14 protein-coding genes are annotated in these 14,036 nt (G+C 68.6%); 6 read left to right on the top strand and 8 right to left on the bottom strand.

The window, feature by feature from the left end; all coding sequences use genetic code 11:
- Together sdhD and sdhC are read right to left on the bottom strand one after the other, a co-directional pair.
- On the bottom strand, window positions 1-399 hold the full coding sequence (sdhD, locus tag K9D25_RS07945) for a succinate dehydrogenase, hydrophobic membrane anchor protein (RefSeq protein ID WP_244450317.1): 399 nt from the start codon (window positions 397-399) through the stop codon (window positions 1-3).
- A gap of 2 nt (window positions 400-401) precedes the next feature.
- On the bottom strand, window positions 402-794 hold the full coding sequence (gene sdhC / locus K9D25_RS07940; protein ID WP_244450316.1) for a succinate dehydrogenase, cytochrome b556 subunit: 393 nt from the start codon (window positions 792-794) through the stop codon (window positions 402-404).
- 350 nt (window positions 795-1,144) lie between these two features.
- On the opposite strand from sdhC, the gene K9D25_RS07935 reads away from it, so the two are divergent.
- The 4 genes from K9D25_RS07935 (at window position 1,145) to K9D25_RS07920 (ending at window position 6,071) form a co-directional block, all read left to right on the top strand.
- Window positions 1,145-2,443, top strand: coding sequence for an alpha/beta hydrolase family esterase (locus K9D25_RS07935; protein ID WP_244450315.1), 1,299 nt, complete (start codon window positions 1,145-1,147; stop codon window positions 2,441-2,443).
- Between the two features lie 317 nt (window positions 2,444-2,760).
- Window positions 2,761-4,725 (top strand): M23 family metallopeptidase, encoded by a 1,965-nt coding sequence (locus K9D25_RS07930; protein WP_244450314.1) that lies wholly within the window; start codon window positions 2,761-2,763, stop codon window positions 4,723-4,725.
- A complete protein-coding gene (locus tag K9D25_RS07925) occupies window positions 4,725-5,384 on the top strand; it encodes an alpha/beta hydrolase (RefSeq protein WP_244450313.1) in 660 nt (219 codons plus the stop codon). Before K9D25_RS07930 ends, K9D25_RS07925 begins: the two co-directional genes overlap by 1 nt.
- Before the next feature lie 129 nt (window positions 5,385-5,513).
- Entirely contained in the window at window positions 5,514-6,071 is a 558-nt protein-coding gene (locus K9D25_RS07920) for an HNH endonuclease (RefSeq protein WP_244450312.1), read from the top strand.
- An 11-nt stretch (window positions 6,072-6,082) separates the two neighbouring features.
- Here K9D25_RS07920 and K9D25_RS07915 read toward each other — a convergent pair whose 3' ends face one another.
- The gene (locus tag K9D25_RS07915; RefSeq protein ID WP_432207920.1) at window positions 6,083-6,631 is read right to left on the bottom strand and encodes a disulfide bond formation protein B; all 549 of its coding nucleotides are present in this window, start codon (window positions 6,629-6,631) and stop codon (window positions 6,083-6,085) included.
- Between the two features lie 329 nt (window positions 6,632-6,960).
- On the opposite strand from K9D25_RS07915, the gene K9D25_RS07910 reads away from it, so the two are divergent.
- Window positions 6,961-8,283, top strand: coding sequence for a UDP-glucose dehydrogenase family protein (locus tag K9D25_RS07910; protein ID WP_244450311.1), 1,323 nt, complete (start codon window positions 6,961-6,963; stop codon window positions 8,281-8,283).
- 90 nt (window positions 8,284-8,373) lie between these two features.
- Window positions 8,374-9,462 carry a YihY/virulence factor BrkB family protein gene (locus K9D25_RS07905; protein ID WP_244450310.1) on the top strand — a complete coding sequence of 363 codons (1,089 nt, stop codon included), beginning with the start codon at window positions 8,374-8,376 and terminating at the stop codon, window positions 9,460-9,462.
- A 20-nt stretch (window positions 9,463-9,482) separates the two neighbouring features.
- On the opposite strand, the gene K9D25_RS07900 is transcribed toward K9D25_RS07905, so the two are convergent.
- The 5 genes from K9D25_RS07900 to K9D25_RS07880 all read right to left on the bottom strand — a co-directional run bounded on the left by K9D25_RS07900 (window position 9,483) and on the right by K9D25_RS07880 (window position 14,021).
- Window positions 9,483-10,103, bottom strand: coding sequence for a TPM domain-containing protein (locus tag K9D25_RS07900; RefSeq protein WP_244450309.1), 621 nt, complete (start codon window positions 10,101-10,103; stop codon window positions 9,483-9,485).
- Window positions 10,103-10,930: a TPM domain-containing protein gene (locus tag K9D25_RS07895; protein ID WP_244450308.1), complete on the bottom strand. Its 828-nt coding sequence runs from the start codon at window positions 10,928-10,930 to the stop codon at window positions 10,103-10,105. The genes K9D25_RS07900 and K9D25_RS07895 overlap by 1 nt, the downstream gene beginning before the upstream one ends.
- A 2-nt stretch (window positions 10,931-10,932) precedes the next feature.
- Window positions 10,933-11,553: a LemA family protein gene (locus tag K9D25_RS07890; RefSeq protein WP_244450307.1), complete on the bottom strand. Its 621-nt coding sequence runs from the start codon at window positions 11,551-11,553 to the stop codon at window positions 10,933-10,935.
- A gap of 377 nt (window positions 11,554-11,930) precedes the next feature.
- Complete coding sequence (locus tag K9D25_RS07885) at window positions 11,931-12,746, bottom strand: ATP-dependent Clp protease proteolytic subunit (protein WP_244450306.1); 816 nt, start codon at window positions 12,744-12,746, stop codon at window positions 11,931-11,933.
- A 3-nt stretch (window positions 12,747-12,749) separates the two neighbouring features.
- Window positions 12,750-14,021, bottom strand: coding sequence for a hypothetical protein (locus K9D25_RS07880; RefSeq protein WP_244450305.1), 1,272 nt, complete (start codon window positions 14,019-14,021; stop codon window positions 12,750-12,752).
- Window positions 14,022-14,036 lie beyond the last annotated feature (15 nt).

Raw genomic sequence — 14,036 nt, 5'->3', positions numbered from 1 at the left:
TCAGCCTCCGAAACTGATCTTGAGGACGGCGAACGCACCGGCGCTACCGACCGCGATGGTGAAGAAGGTGTTGGCGATCAGCGCGAGCACCTTCAGCCCCTCCGTGTGGACATAGTCCTCGATCACCACCTGCATGCCGATGCGCATGTGGAAGCAGATCGAGAACAGCAGCAGCAGCAGCACGATGGCGACAAGCGGATGGCCGATGATGGCCACCACCTGCGCCTGCTCCTGACCCGCTGCCGCTATTACGATGGGCAGGGCGATCAGGATCAGCAGAAGATTGCCGATCGCGGTCACGCGCTGCAGCCAGAAATGGCCGGTGCCGGAGCGCGCCGAGCCGAGGCCGGCGACCCGCCGGCGCGGCGTGCGCATGGAGGAACCCGGGGAAACGCTCATGATCAGCCCTTCACCAGCCAGATGACGATCCACAACACCACAGTCAGTGCGACCGAGCCGATGATGGTGAGCTTGGCGAACAGTTCGCGGGGCCCGGGGCCGAAGCCCGCGCCGGTGTCCCAAACGAAATGGCGGATGCCGCCCAGCGCATGATGGATCAGCGCCCAGCTGTAGCCGATCAGAACCAGAAGCCCCAGCCAGCTGCCGTAAAGCCCGTTCACAGTGCTGAAGGCCTGGCCGGGGCTGGCGGCAGCCAGCAGCCAGATCACCAGCAGCGCCGTACCGAAATACAACGCGACGCCGGTGATGCGATGCACGATGGACATCATCATCGTCAGCATCGGGCGGTATATTTGCAGATGTGGGGAAAGGGGCCGCTCGGCCGCTCCTGCCATGTCGGTGTCCCAGATCACTCAGGAAGATGAAGTGTGCGTAGCGGAAACGATTGCAGTTCGCAATCATTCCAAAGGCAAATCCTATCGTTCAGCCACAAGCCCTCATTCAGGTTGCGCTGCAGCGTGCGCACCCTAGCGCAACCGCGCCGGCCCGCGCACCCCCCTTTTCGCCAACGCGGCGCTGGGAGGAAAGCTCCACGAAAGCTGCCGCTGACGGGCTGTTAACCATCTTTGCCTTTTAATTGACGGAAATCCGCCGTCTGTTGGGGTCCTGCGGAACCCGCCGATCCGAGGTCGCGCCGTCCATGCTTTTTGCGAAACCCAGATGCCTGCTGGGCGCAGCCCTGGCGATGTTCCTCGCCCTTGGCGGGTTCGCTTCCTCCCCGGCCAAGGCCCAGGCGGACGACGCGCCGCAGGATTCGGTGCGCAGTCTGGTCTCCGGCGGCCTCTCCCGCGAATTCATCCTGCACCGTCCGGCGAACGCCCATCCCGGCCCGCTGCCTCTGGTGATCGCGCTGCACGGCGCGCTGCAGCCGGCCGGCATGATGCAGCGCTATCTCGATCTCGACGCCATCGCCGATCGCGAGGGATTCGTTGTCGCCTATCCTAAAGGCATGAACCTCCTCTGGAATGACGGCCGCAGTTCGATCGCCGGCTTTATTCCGCTGCTGCACAAGCGCGACGATGGCCGCTTCGTGCTAGACGTGCTGGACACGCTGGTGGCGGAGGGCATCGCCGATCCCGCGCGCGCCTATCTCATGGGCTTTTCCAATGGCGGCTTTCTCACCGCCTATGTCGCCTGCAACTATGCCGACCGCTTCCAGGCCTATGCGACGATGATGATGACGGTGCCGGTCGGCTATACCGAGAGCTGCCGTCCGTCGAAGCCGGTGCCGATCCTCTTGATGAACGGCACTTATGATCCCATCGTGCCGATGTTCGGCCGTCCCACCCCCGGCGCCCGGCTGATGTCGGCGGATGCCACCGCCGCCCTGTTCGCGCGGCTCGACGGCTGCGCCGCGCCGGACATCTCCAGCGCTCCGCACGCCCGCATCACCCGCTGGACCAATTGCGCCCCCGGCGCCGCCGTCGCCTATTACGAGATCGCCGGCGGCCACCAGCCGCCCGCGCAGTCGACCGATGCGGTGGATGCGCTCGCCTCCGTGCTGCTCGGGCCGCGCCGCAGCGGGCTCGACGCGCCGGAAGAGATCTGGAGCTTCTTCAAGCGTTTCGGCGGCACCCCGGCAGCCGAAATCGCGACAGCCGCGCCCGCCGCCGCAGCGCCGGTGGCCGTCACCTCCCACACCCGTGCCGCCGCCGCCCCCGCACGGACGGCCACCGCTGCCCGGCCGATCCTGCGCGAGCCGACGACGCTCGCCAACGCCTGGCAGGGCATCGTGCCGGAAGCCGAAACGCCTGCCCCCGGCACGCCCGCCCCCACCGCTTTCGCCGCGACGGAGGCCACCCCCGCGCTCAACCGGCCGCTTGCGCCCGGCGCCCCTCTGCCTTTGCAGGCGGGTTTCGGGCAGGGTGGCTTCGTTCAGGTCGGCGCGGGTCAGGCAGCTGCGCCGGCCGTCGCGACCCGCCTCGCGCAGGTGCCGCTGCCGCCGCCCTCCCCGCTGCGCGCTCGGGCCGCCAGCGCCCAGTAGCGCTCCCGCCATCCTTTTGCCGCGAGGCCCCGCTTTAGATCGGGACTTCGCCGCTCGGCGCTCGCGTCGAATCGATGACGGGCTGGGTTGACGGGCGCGATCATGGGCGGCATCGTCCCTCCATCCGTCGCGGGGGTATCTTAAAACCTCTCGACGCATGCTTTCGTAAGCGACCGCTTGCCGGGCCGGATCACGGAGCCAGCGCCCAGCGGGTGGCGGGCTGACTGCACGAGCGCCGCCCGGCGCCGTGGGAAACATATGAGCGCTCCCCGGTCTTCGACCGCGCGGCGCGCCACGAGGGAAGGCGGGGAAGCCTGTTGGAGACGAGGCGCGGACTGGCAGGCGCGAGGCGTTCGAACCTCGCGGCGTTCGATCTCGGCGACGAGCCCCCGCTCGGCGTCGACGGCGATGCCGAAGAGCCGATCAACCGCCGCCGCATCTCCATCCGCTGGCTGATGGCGACGCTGCTCACCGGCATTTGCGGGGCGGCGCTGATGGGCGGCGCGGTCTATGCCGCGCTCGACGGCGAATACCGCTTCGCCCAGTCGCCGGAGACGGTGCGCTCGGCCTTGCGCGGCACGCTGGCGGCGGGCGAGCGCCCCTCAAACGTCGCCCGCAAGGGCGACCGCATGTCGATCCTCTCCGAGAGCTTCAGCGCCAAGCAGACGCTGCGCCTGTCGACCACCGTCAAGGACGGAGACCGCGAGGTCATCAAGGTGCGCGCCGTCACCAAGGTGGCGACCAATCTGGCCCAGTCCGTCACCTCGGCCTCGGTCGACGTGCCGCGTTTCAACCCGGCCAAGCTGATCGCCGAATCGACCAATGACGACGCCGATGCGGTGCAGGCCGAACCGACCGGCGACCTCACCATCGTTCTGCGCGACATCGCCACGCTTCCGCCCAGCACGCGCTTCGCCGCCGAGCTGCCGATGGAAGATGTGCTGATGAAGGTGCGCGAAACCGCCGAGTTCAGCCTGCCCACCGCCGACGCCCGTGCCCCGGCACTGCCGGGCCTCGGCATGATGGCCTATGCGCCGTCCGGTGCCGCCGATCCGCTGAACGCGCTGCATCAGCCCGAGAACATGTCGGCGGTCGACAAATCGGCCGAGGATGCCTCCGGCGGCAATGACTGGTCCGAGCGCACTGTCGTGGCGAAGGCGGGCGACACCGTCGCCTCCATCCTCATCGACCTCGGCGTGCCCGATGTCGCGGCCAATGGCGCGGCGCGGGCCTTCGGCACGCGTGAGCTCTCTGGCAAGCTCACCCCGGGCCTGCGGCTCAAGGTACTGCTCGACAACGCCACCGAGGGGGCGATGCCGCTGCGCGTGGCGGTGTTCGGCGAGAGTGGCCATCAGGGCACGGTGGCGCTGTCCGACAGCGGCACCTTCCTCCCCGTTCAGGAGGCGAGCGACACTCAGCTCGCCGATCTCGGCCCGGACGATGGCGACGAGGACAGCGGCGGCGGGCGCATCACCCTTTATGACAGCATCTGGGAGACGGCGCTGCGCCACGAGGTGCCGCGCCCCGTGATCGAAAGCATGATCCGCGTCTATTCCTTCGACGTGGATTTCCAGCGCCGCGTGCGCGCCGGCGATTCGCTCGAAGTGCTCTATGAGCCCGACGAGGCGGGCGGCGCCGGCGGCGTGCTCTATGCCGGCCTCACTGTCGGCGGCGAGGAACGGCGCTATTACCGCTACCAGACCCCCGATGACGGGCTGGTCGATTTCTATGACGATGCCGGCAAGAGCGCGAAGAAGTTCCTGGTGCGCAAGCCGCTCTCCGGTGGCCAGCTGCGTTCTGGCTTCGGCATGCGCCGCCACCCGATCCTCGGCTATAGCCGCCTGCATTCGGGCGTCGACTGGTCCGACCGCACCGGCACGCCGATCTACGCCGCCGGCAATGGCGTGATCAAGAAGGCCGCCTGGACCTCCGGCTATGGCCGCCGGATCGAAATTCAGCACGCCAATGGCTACGTTACCACCTATTCGCATCAGTCCGGCTTCGCCAAGGGCATCCGCGAAGGGGTGAGGGTGCGCCAGGGCCAGCTCATCGGCTATATCGGCTCCACCGGCCTCTCCACCGGCGCGCACCTGCATTACGAAGTGCTGGTGAACGGGCGCTTCGTCGATCCGATGCGCATCCGCCTGCCGCGCGGGCGGGCGCTGGACGGGCGCATTCTCGCCAGCTTCGAGAAGGAGCGTGCCAATATCGACGCTCTGCTCAACCACAGCAGCGCGCCGCGCGTAGCTTCCAGCACTGCCGGCGACGCCGAGACCAATTGATGCTTGATGGTCCCCGCCTATCGCCCCGCTCCGGCGGCCCCGCCACCTCGCTGGTCGTGCTGCTGCACGGCTATGGCGCCGACGGGCGTGACCTGATCGACCTCGGCGACTATTGGGCGCCGCTGCTCCCCAACACCGCCTTCGTCTCGCCCCATGCCCCGGAACCGCTGGCCATCGCCCCGGTCGGCCGGCAATGGTTCGGCTACACCGAACGAAACGACCGCGAGCGCTGGGTCGGCGTGCAGAGCGCGCAGAGGGCGCTCGACAGCTTTCTCGACGCCGAGTTGGCGCGGCTGAACCTGCCCGGCTCACGCCTCGCGCTGGTCGGCTTCAGCCAGGGCACGATGATGGCGCTGCATGTGGGCCTGCGCCGCAAGGTCGCGCCCGCCGGCATTGTCGGCTTCTCCGGCATCCATGTCCTGCCGCCCGAGGGCGCGACGGCGGCCTTCGCGGAGGAGATCACCGCCCGCCCGCCCGTGCTGCTCATCCATGGCGACCTCGACCAGGTGATCCCGCCCATGGCGCTGCCGCGCGCGGTGGAAAGCCTGCAGCAGCAGGGCGTCGCGGTGCGCGCGCACCTGTCCAACGGCCTCGCCCACGGCATTGACGGCACCGGCCTGTCGCTGGCCGGCACTTTCCTTACCGAGGTGCTGGCCTGAAGCCGGCCCGACGCGGCCAATTGTCGGCCGGCGCTTCACAAGACTGACACGCTCCCTATAGACTATTGCCGTGCGTCACGCGGCGCCGACTCGAGCGACCGTGCGGACGTTCCTGACAGGGAGCGAGCGTTGACGGCGACTTTGTCTCCGGGTGCCTGGCCTGCCCTCGTGCTCAATGCCGATTACCGGCCTCTGAGCTATTACCCTCTCTCGGTCTGGGCGTGGCAGGACGCCATCAAGGCGGTGTTTCTCGATCGGGTGAACATCGTCGAATATTACGAGCGGCAGGTCTCCAGCGCGACCTTCCAGATGCGCCTGCCGAGCGTCGTCTCGCTCAAGACCTTCATCCGCCCGTCGCGCCAGCCGGCCTTCACCCGTTTCAACGTCTTTCTGCGCGACCGCTTCACCTGCCAGTACTGCGATTCGCGCGAGGATCTGACCTTCGATCACGTCATCCCGCGCTCGCGCGGCGGCCAGACCACCTGGGAGAACGTGGTCGCCGCCTGCTCGCCCTGCAATCTGCGCAAGGGGAGCCTGATGCCCGAAGCTGCCCATATGGTGCCGCGGCAGAAGCCCTATCAGCCGAGCGTGTTCGACCTGCACCAGAACGGCCGCCACTTTCCGCCGAACTACCTGCACGACAGCTGGATGGACTATCTCTACTGGGACACCGAACTGGACCCGTGAGCGTCGACGGCTCAGGCCTTGGCCGTCGCGCCCCACATCGCCACCACGAGCAGCGACGCGGCGATAAAGGCATTGTAGCCGGCGAGGGAAAGGCCCAGAAGGCGCCAGGGCGCCTCGTCGCAGCGCACCACCCGCGCCGTCTGCAGCTGGCCGAGCAGGTTGCCGCCCCCCACCGCCGGGCCGGCGCCCGAACAGGTTTCCGGACCTGCCCAGAAGCCCCATTCCACCCCGGCATGGTAGACGGCGAGAAACGCCCCGAGCGCCATCAGCATGCCGGCCAGCGCCAGCGCCACCCGCGCCAACCCCTCCTTGCCGAGCCCCCCGCACAGCGCGCCGATGAGCGCCACCGGCACGCCGATATAATAGGGAATGCGCTGCTCCAGGCAGAGCGGGCACGGCGCCAGCCCGACGACGAGCTGAAAATACCAGGCCCCTCCCAGCGCTCCGGCGCCGATCGCCGCGACCAGCAGTCCGGCGGTGACCTGACGGTTGCGCACCGCGCGGCGGGCGTCGGCGGACGGCGCGGTGGCCGTAGACGGGGCGGGAGACGAGGCGGTCATGGCGCGTCACTCATGCTGGCAGCCGCTGGGCGAGCGGCCGGACATTACTAGCCGCTCCCCCTGCCGGCGCAAATGGGACGGAACATCACGTCTGACGGATGCTGCCGGCGGCCGCATCGCCGCGCGCCGAGAGCGGCGAGACGGGTCGAGCCGAGCCACCGACAACGCCACGCCTCTGTCGTTCGGACGACGTACAAGACTGGCATTCTCCCGCCCCCGAAACCGACCGCCGCCGCGACCCTCGAAATGCCTGGCGCGATTGGCTAAAGGAATGAAAGACTTCCGACGGGCGGCAGCAGCCTCCACCGTCAAACGGATTGAGAACACATATGCGCGTCGCGATGATCGGCACAGGTTATGTCGGCCTGGTCTCTGGCACCTGCTTCTCCGACTTCGGCCACGACGTCACCTGCGTCGACAACGACTCGTCCAAGATCGAGCGGCTGAAGGCCGGCATCATGCCGATCTTCGAGCCCGGCCTCGACGATCTCGTCGCCCGCAACGTGGCCGGCGGACGGCTGCACTTCACCACCGATCTGCCCGCCGCCGTGGCCCACGCCGACGTGGTGTTCATTGCCGTGGGCACGCCCTCGCGCCGTGGCGACGGCCATGCCGACCTGTCCTATGTCCACGCCGCCGCCCGCGAAATCGCCCGGGCGGCCAAGGGCTTCACCGTCGTCGTCACGAAATCGACCGTGCCGGTGGGCACCGGCGCCGATCTTGAAGCGATCATCCGCGAGGACGTGCCGGGGGCGGACATCGCTGTCGTCTCCAACCCGGAATTCCTGCGCGAAGGCGCGGCGATCGAGGACTTCAAGCGGCCGGACCGCATCGTCGTCGGTACGGACGATCCGCGTGCGCGCGAGGTGATGGCCGCGCTCTACCGCCCGCTGTCGCTGAACGCGGCACCGCTGCTCTTCACCGAACGGGCCAATGCCGAGCTGATCAAATACGCCAGCAATGCCTTCCTCGCGATGAAGATCACCTTCATCAACGAGATGGCGGATTTGTGCGAAAAGGTCGGTGGCGACGTGCAGGAAGTGGCGCGCGGGATCGGGCTCGACCGCCGTATCGGCCCGAAATTCCTGCATGCCGGCCCCGGCTATGGTGGCTCCTGCTTCCCCAAGGACACGTTGGCGCTCGCCCGTACGGCGCAGGAAGCCGGCACGCCGCTGCGCCTCATCGAAACCGTCACCACGCTGAACGAGACCCGCAAGGCGGCGATGGGCCGCCGGGTGCTGGAAGCGCTCAGCGTGCCGCCGCGCGGCGCCACCGTCGCCGTGCTCGGCCTCACCTTCAAGCCGAACACCGACGACATGCGCGACAGCCCAGCGATCAACATCGTGCAGTCGCTCATCGACCGGGGGGTGAAGATCCGCGCCTATGACCCGGTCGGCATGGAGGAGGCGCGCAAGGTCCTGCCCGAGGGAATCCATTACGCCTCCGGCGCCTATGAATGCGCCGAGGGCGCCGACGCCCTCGTCATCGTCACCGAATGGGACGCCTTCCGCGCGCTCGATCTCGACCGGCTGAAAGCGCAGCTGCGCAGCGCCATCGTGGTCGATCTGCGCAACATCTACCCGCCGGAAGACCTCCTCCGCCGCGGCTTCACCTATGTCGGCATCGGCCGGGGCGATCTCGTGACCGGCTGAGCCGGGAACGGCATCCGCCCCGTCGCGTTCTCTCCCCGATCCACACGCGGATACGGCGACCACGAGCCACCGCCGGCGGGACAGGGAGGGATGAGCGGCGTGCACAATCGGGACAAACGCGCGCTGTGGAGCGCGGCCCTTAGCGGCGCGGCGATCGGCGCCATCGTCGGAATGGCTTTTCGTCCGGGCGAACGCGCGGACTCCGACACCATTTCACCCACTTCCTGGGCGGAAGCCGGGCGCGGGCGCGCCGCCACCCGCCCCACTGAGATTCCAGCGAAAGGCTGGCGCGACATCGTGCTGCGCACGGGCAAGGCCTTCTTCGCCAACCGGGTGCTGAGCCTTGCGGCCGGCGTCACCTTTTACGCTCTCCTCGCCACCTTCCCGGCGCTTGCCGCCATCATTTCGCTCTATGGGCTGTTCCTCAATCCGGCGACGATTCAGGGCCAGCTCGAAGCCGCCGCCTGGGTGCTGCCCTCCGGCGCCATCGAGGTGATGCGCGACCAGATACTGAGGCTGACCGCGACGGAGACCGCGAGCCTCGGCTGGCGCTTCCTGTTCAGCCTCGGCGTGGCGCTGTGGAGCGCCAATGCCGCGACCAAGGCGATGATCGAAGCGCTGAACCTCGTGTATGAAGAGGAAGAGCGGCGCTCCTTTTTTCGCCTCACCCTGGTCACGCTCACCTTCACCGTCGGTGCCGTGCTGTTCGCCGTCATCGCCCTGGCGGCTGTGGTCGTGCTGCCGCTGCTGCTCAACGTGCTGCATCTTCCCCAGGGCACGGAACGGCTGATCACGCTGCTGCGCTGGCCGGCACTGGCGGTGATCGTCGCGCTACTCATCACCATCGTCTACCGCTTCGGCCCCTCGCGCGAGCGCCCGCAATGGAAATGGGTCAGCTTCGGCAGCGCGGTCGCCGCCGTGCTGTGGCTCGCCACATCGGCCGGCTTCTCCTTCTATGTCAGCCGCTACGCCTCCTATGAGCAGACCTACGGGTCGCTCGGCGCGGTGATCGGCTTCATGGTTTGGATCTGGCTGTCCATGTCAGTGCTGCTGCTGGGCGCGGAGCTGAACGCCGAGATCGAGCACCAGACCGCCCGCGACACCACCACCGGCCCGCCTCTGCCGCTGGGTCTGCGCGGCGCGCATATGGCGGACACCATCGGCGCGGCGCAGGACTGAGCCGCCTTCGCACGTAGCACTCAAAGCACGATCATGCGGTCTGGCAGTTCGTTCGCGTCGCCGGGCAGCGGCGGGACATGAAGGGCGAGGATGCGCCCGGCCACCGCAACGCCGTCGGCCAGTCCATCGGCAAGCCGCCCCTCGCGGGCGCCGGACAGCACGGCGGCGCACACGCCCTCCCAGGCGTCGTGCCCCACCTGGCCATGGATCGCCTCGTCGGCGACGACCTCGACCAGATGGTCGGCGGGCGCCACCAGGATCAGCACCCCGGTGCGCCCGCGCGTCTGATGCACGCCGAGCGTGAGGAAATGGTCGATAGCGGCCGCCCGGCCGGCTTCCTCGCGGGCGAAGCGCGGTATGGTGAAAGCGCCGAGCGGGGTGAAGATCAGCGCCGCGCCGGCGAGGATGAAGGCGCAGGCCTGCAGCGACAGCAACATCGGCGTGTCGAGCGCGGTCAGCAGCGCCAGCGGCCAGGGCAGCACGAGTGCCAGCAGCGCCGCCCACATCAACCCGTAAAAACCATGACTCACCAGCGGCCGGGTGAGCACGACGACGCGAATCTCGCCCGCCGTCTCCGCCTCTGCAGCGGCGATGGCGGCGGCAACCCGCGCATGATCCGGCTCGTTCAACCCCGCCGCCATCACCAGCTCCCCGAAGCGCCGCCGCCACCGGAGGAGCCTCCGCCGCCCGAAAATCCGCCTCCACCACTGCCGCCGGACCAGCCGCCACCGCCGCTGCGGCGGGACCAGTCCCAGCCGGCGGCGCCGCCGGTGAGCGCACCCGCGCCGCGCCGCCCGCGCGTGCGCAGATGGCCCGACTTCGCCTGGCGGTAGAACACATAGGCCCAGAAGGCGATCATCAGCACGATGAAGACGAGATGCGCCCAGTCCTCCGCGCTCATCTCCGGCTCGGCGGCGGTGCGTGCCCTTGCCTTGGCCTCTTCAGGATCGAGATTGAGCACCTCAATGACGGCGTCCGCGCCCTTTTCGATGCCACCGGCAAAATTGCCCTGGCGGAATTCGGGGAGGATCGCGGTCTGGATGATGGTGCTCGCCACGGCGTCGGGCAGCACGCCTTCCAGCCCATAGCCGGTCTCGATGCGCACCCGCCGCTCATTGGGCGCGACCAGCAGCAGCACGCCATTGTTCTTGTCGGCCTGGCCGAGCTTCCAGAAGCGGAACAGCCGGTTGGCATAGTCCTCGACCGAGGTGCCTTCAAGCGAGGGTACGGTGGCGACGACGAACTGGTCGGTGGTGTGCCCTTCCTGCGCAGCGAGCTTCGCCTCCAGCGCCGCACGGGCGTCAGGGGGCAGCACCTGCGCGGCATCGACGACACGGCCGGAGAGCGCGGGAAAAGTCAGTTCCGCGCGCGCCCTGCCCGTGCCGATAGCGAGGCCGGCAAACACCAGCCCCGCCAGCAGCCAGAGCGCGGCGGCACGGTGCTGAGGCGAAGACGGGAGGGCCCGCATGGTCAGTTGAACTTCACCTGAGGCGCCTTCATCTGCTCTTCCGAAATGGTGAAGGTCTCCATCGGCTTGCTGCTGCGGTAGAGCGTGCTCGCCCACAGAACGCCGGGGAAGGTGCGCAACTCGGTATTATAGACGCGCACCGCCTCGATATAATCGCGCCGGGCCACGGCGATACGGTTCTCCGTGCCTTCGATCTGCGCCTGCAGGGCGAGGAAATTCTGGTTTGCCTTCAGGTCGGGATAGGCCTCGGACACCGCGATCAGCCGGCCGAGCGCGCCGGAAAGCTGCGCCTGCGCCTGCTGGAACTGCTTGAACTGTTCGGGATCGGTGATGGTGGAAGCGTCCACCTTGATCGAGGTCGCCTGCGCCCGCGCCTGTGTGACCTGGGTGAGCACCTCGTTCTCGTGCTGGGCATAGCCCTTCACCGTCTCGACGAGGTTGGGGATCAGCTCGGCGCGGCGCTGGTACTGGTTCAGCACGTCGCTCCACGCCGCCTTCGCCTTCTCCTCATTGGTGGGAATGTTGTTCACACCGCAACCGGCGAGGCCGGTCGCCAGCATGACCAGCAATAGCGGCGCCAGAAGGCGGCGGGAGAGCTCGGACAGGCGGGACAGATTCAGCATGACGGGCCCTTTCACCAGCGCAGCCGCCGCAGCGGCTCACCGATTATAGAGCGGAGCGGGTGACAGTTCACCCATTCCCGCGTGGTCGGGCTGGGCCGGTAGGGCGCGAGCCCGTCACGACTTGCCGCCGCGCTCGCCCAGCACGTTGAAGGCGATCATCATGGAGACGGCGAAGCCCACGAGGAAAAGGGCCGAGGCGAAGGGAATGGGGAGAAAGCCGAGAGCGCTCATGGCGGCACGTCCGTTCAGTGAGGCGCTGTATATAGGCGCGCCGGCCCGCTTCTGGATGACGCGCATCCATGCGGGCAAGCCATTGATGAATTGCAAAAATGACCGCGTCGGGGCGGATTTTTTCGCCCGGCTGCGACCTCTTGCCGTCAGGACGGTGATGTCACCAGCTTCAGCTCCCGCAGTTCCGGCGCGGTGAAATAGAACATCTCCTGTGGCGGGGTCTCCATGGCATTGATCCAGACCCGCGGATCGACGCCCATATCGACGAGATGGCGCTGCGCCTCGGCGGAAACACGCTGCGCCTGCGCCATGCCCTCAGCGCCATCGAGCCGGGGCGTTCCCGGCGGCTGCGCCGCGAAAACCTGATGCACGCCGATCGCCGCGCCAGGCTCGGCCGTTCGCGCCACCCCCGCCGCGAAGATGAGCGGGCAGGACGAGGCGCACAGGCCCTTTCCCTCGACACGGGTATCGAGCCCGCGCGCGCGGATCATCCGCCCCATGGCCAGCGCGTCCGCCACCGCGCCGCCGGGAGAGTTCAGCACCACCGTCTTCACATAGGAGCCGCGCTTGTCGAGTTCGGCCGTCAACCGCTCGGCGGTGCCGGGGGTGATGGTGCCACGCGCTTCCAGCCGGCCATCGGCCAGCAATTCGAGGCTCATCGGCTGGCGCAGCGCGGAATCGGGCGCGCGGCCGGGGCGGTCCTTCTCCGGCGCCGCCCGGTCCGGACGGGCGGAGGGGAGATAAGGCACCGCCGGCGCCTCGGCCGGGGCTGCGGGGTTCGCGCCCGGGAGGACGGGCGGCGCCTGCTCGCGCTCATAGATGTCCCACGCCACCGCGACCACCGAGAGCACGACCAGGCCGCGGAAGATCGCCCTCAGCAGCGTCTCGTCCGGCCGGTCGCCGAGAGCACGGCGCCATCGGGCCGGCGGATGGGGAGAGGATGGCGGGGCGGCGGCGTCCACGGCTCAGTCTTTCTTGGCCCGGCCAGCAGGTAGAGGGGTCACCGTGGCGGCGGGCGACATCTCGGCCATGACCGCCTCGAAACTCTCAGCCTCCTCGGCTGATGGCCGCTCCTCGCCCACCTGACGGGCCAGCCGCAACGCGGCGATGAGCTGCGCGGCCGACATCGTCTCCGCCTCGGCCGGCTGCTCCTCGCGACGAATCGCGGCGTGGACGACGCACAGGATCAGCACCAGCACCGCCGGCAGCAGGTCGATGGAAATCGCCCCGGCCCAGCTTGGCAGAAAATCGCTGGCATAACGCACCACCGCCTCGGCGGTGGAGAGCGGTTGGAAGCGCGCCGGCTCGACCGTGCCGGTGCCGATGATCTTGTCCGCCGCCTGCGAGAGCGCGCTCGCCTGCGCCTGCACCGCCTTCTCGACGCTGCCGACGACAGTGCTCTGCCGCCCGGCGAGATCGGCGGTACGGCCATCGGCGGCCGGGGCGATGAAGCCGGTGACGAGATCGTCCGCCGCCCGTCGCACCGCCGGCGCCATCGAGGTCTGTTCCAGTGCGGCAATGGTGCCGATCAGCGCCAGCGCCTCGGCGCCAAAGGCATCCGAGCGGGCCTTGATGTCGCCCTGGCCGGAAACGAATTCGCGCATGCGGGCGATCTGCGCGCTGCCCTCGGCATAGAACGCCTTGGCCCGCTCCCCGCTCGCCGCCACTTCGCGCGCGAGATCGTCGAGCTGGCTCGACATCTGGCTCAGCAGCTGCACCACCGTGCCGGAGCCGCCCGTGCCGGTCAGCGCGCCGCCACGCTCGGCCTCCGCCAGCCGGGCGAAGCGGGTCGACGCCAATTGTATGTCGGGCAGCAGGCTCTGCGCCCCGAGCGCCCGGTTATGCGCCGTGTCGAGGTCGCGCGTGTAGTTCTGCACCGTCACCGCGAGGTGCTGCTCGATCGCCGCCGCTCCGGCGAGCGCCGCCGCGTTCAGCCAGGACGACATGGCGATGATCATCAGCGAGCCGAGCAGCATCGCCGCCGTCAGCCACAGCCGGCTCGCCACATCGCGCACATGCGGCAGGAAGCGCAGCAGGAACGACCAGAAGGCGTAGATGGCGACAGAAACCGCGCTCGAATAGATGATCGCGGCGAACACGGTCATGACGGGCGGGCCGTCAAGCAGTTCGCGCACGCCGAGATAGGTGTAGACGCCCGAGGCCAGCGCCAGCACGGCAAGCGTGAGGCGCATGGTCACGTCGAGCCCGGACACGCCTTCGCGCAGAGCCGATACCATTCAGGGGAGCCTTCG

Source organism: Ancylobacter polymorphus, assembly GCF_022836935.1.
GTDB lineage: Bacteria > Pseudomonadota > Alphaproteobacteria > Rhizobiales > Xanthobacteraceae > Ancylobacter > Ancylobacter polymorphus_A.
The sequence above is the reverse complement of the archived record's forward strand: the minus strand, read 5'-3'. Positions and strand labels throughout refer to the sequence as shown.

Bases quoted from the DNA above. Each gene is read 5' to 3' on its own strand.
- K9D25_RS07880 (WP_244450305.1), bottom strand. From the start codon at position 14,021: ATGGTATCGGCTCTGCGCGAAGGCGTGTCCGGGCTCGACGTGACCATG.
- K9D25_RS07915 (WP_432207920.1), bottom strand. From the start codon at position 6,631: ATGACCGCCTCGTCTCCCGCCCCGTCTACGGCCACCGCGCCGTCCGCC.
- K9D25_RS07900 (WP_244450309.1), bottom strand. From the start codon at position 10,103: ATGGCGGCGGGGTTGAACGAGCCGGATCATGCGCGGGTTGCCGCCGCC.
- sdhC (WP_244450316.1), bottom strand. From the start codon at position 794: ATGGCAGGAGCGGCCGAGCGGCCCCTTTCCCCACATCTGCAAATATAC.
- K9D25_RS07935 (WP_244450315.1), top strand. From the start codon at position 1,145: ATGTTCCTCGCCCTTGGCGGGTTCGCTTCCTCCCCGGCCAAGGCCCAG.
- K9D25_RS07910 (WP_244450311.1), top strand. From the start codon at position 6,961: ATGCGCGTCGCGATGATCGGCACAGGTTATGTCGGCCTGGTCTCTGGC.
- K9D25_RS07905 (WP_244450310.1), top strand. From the start codon at position 8,374: ATGAGCGGCGTGCACAATCGGGACAAACGCGCGCTGTGGAGCGCGGCC.
- K9D25_RS07890 (WP_244450307.1), bottom strand. From the start codon at position 11,553: ATGCTGAATCTGTCCCGCCTGTCCGAGCTCTCCCGCCGCCTTCTGGCG.
- sdhD (WP_244450317.1), bottom strand. From the start codon at position 399: ATGAGCGTTTCCCCGGGTTCCTCCATGCGCACGCCGCGCCGGCGGGTC.
- K9D25_RS07925 (WP_244450313.1), top strand. From the start codon at position 4,725: ATGCTTGATGGTCCCCGCCTATCGCCCCGCTCCGGCGGCCCCGCCACC.
- K9D25_RS07895 (WP_244450308.1), bottom strand. From the start codon at position 10,930: ATGCGGGCCCTCCCGTCTTCGCCTCAGCACCGTGCCGCCGCGCTCTGG.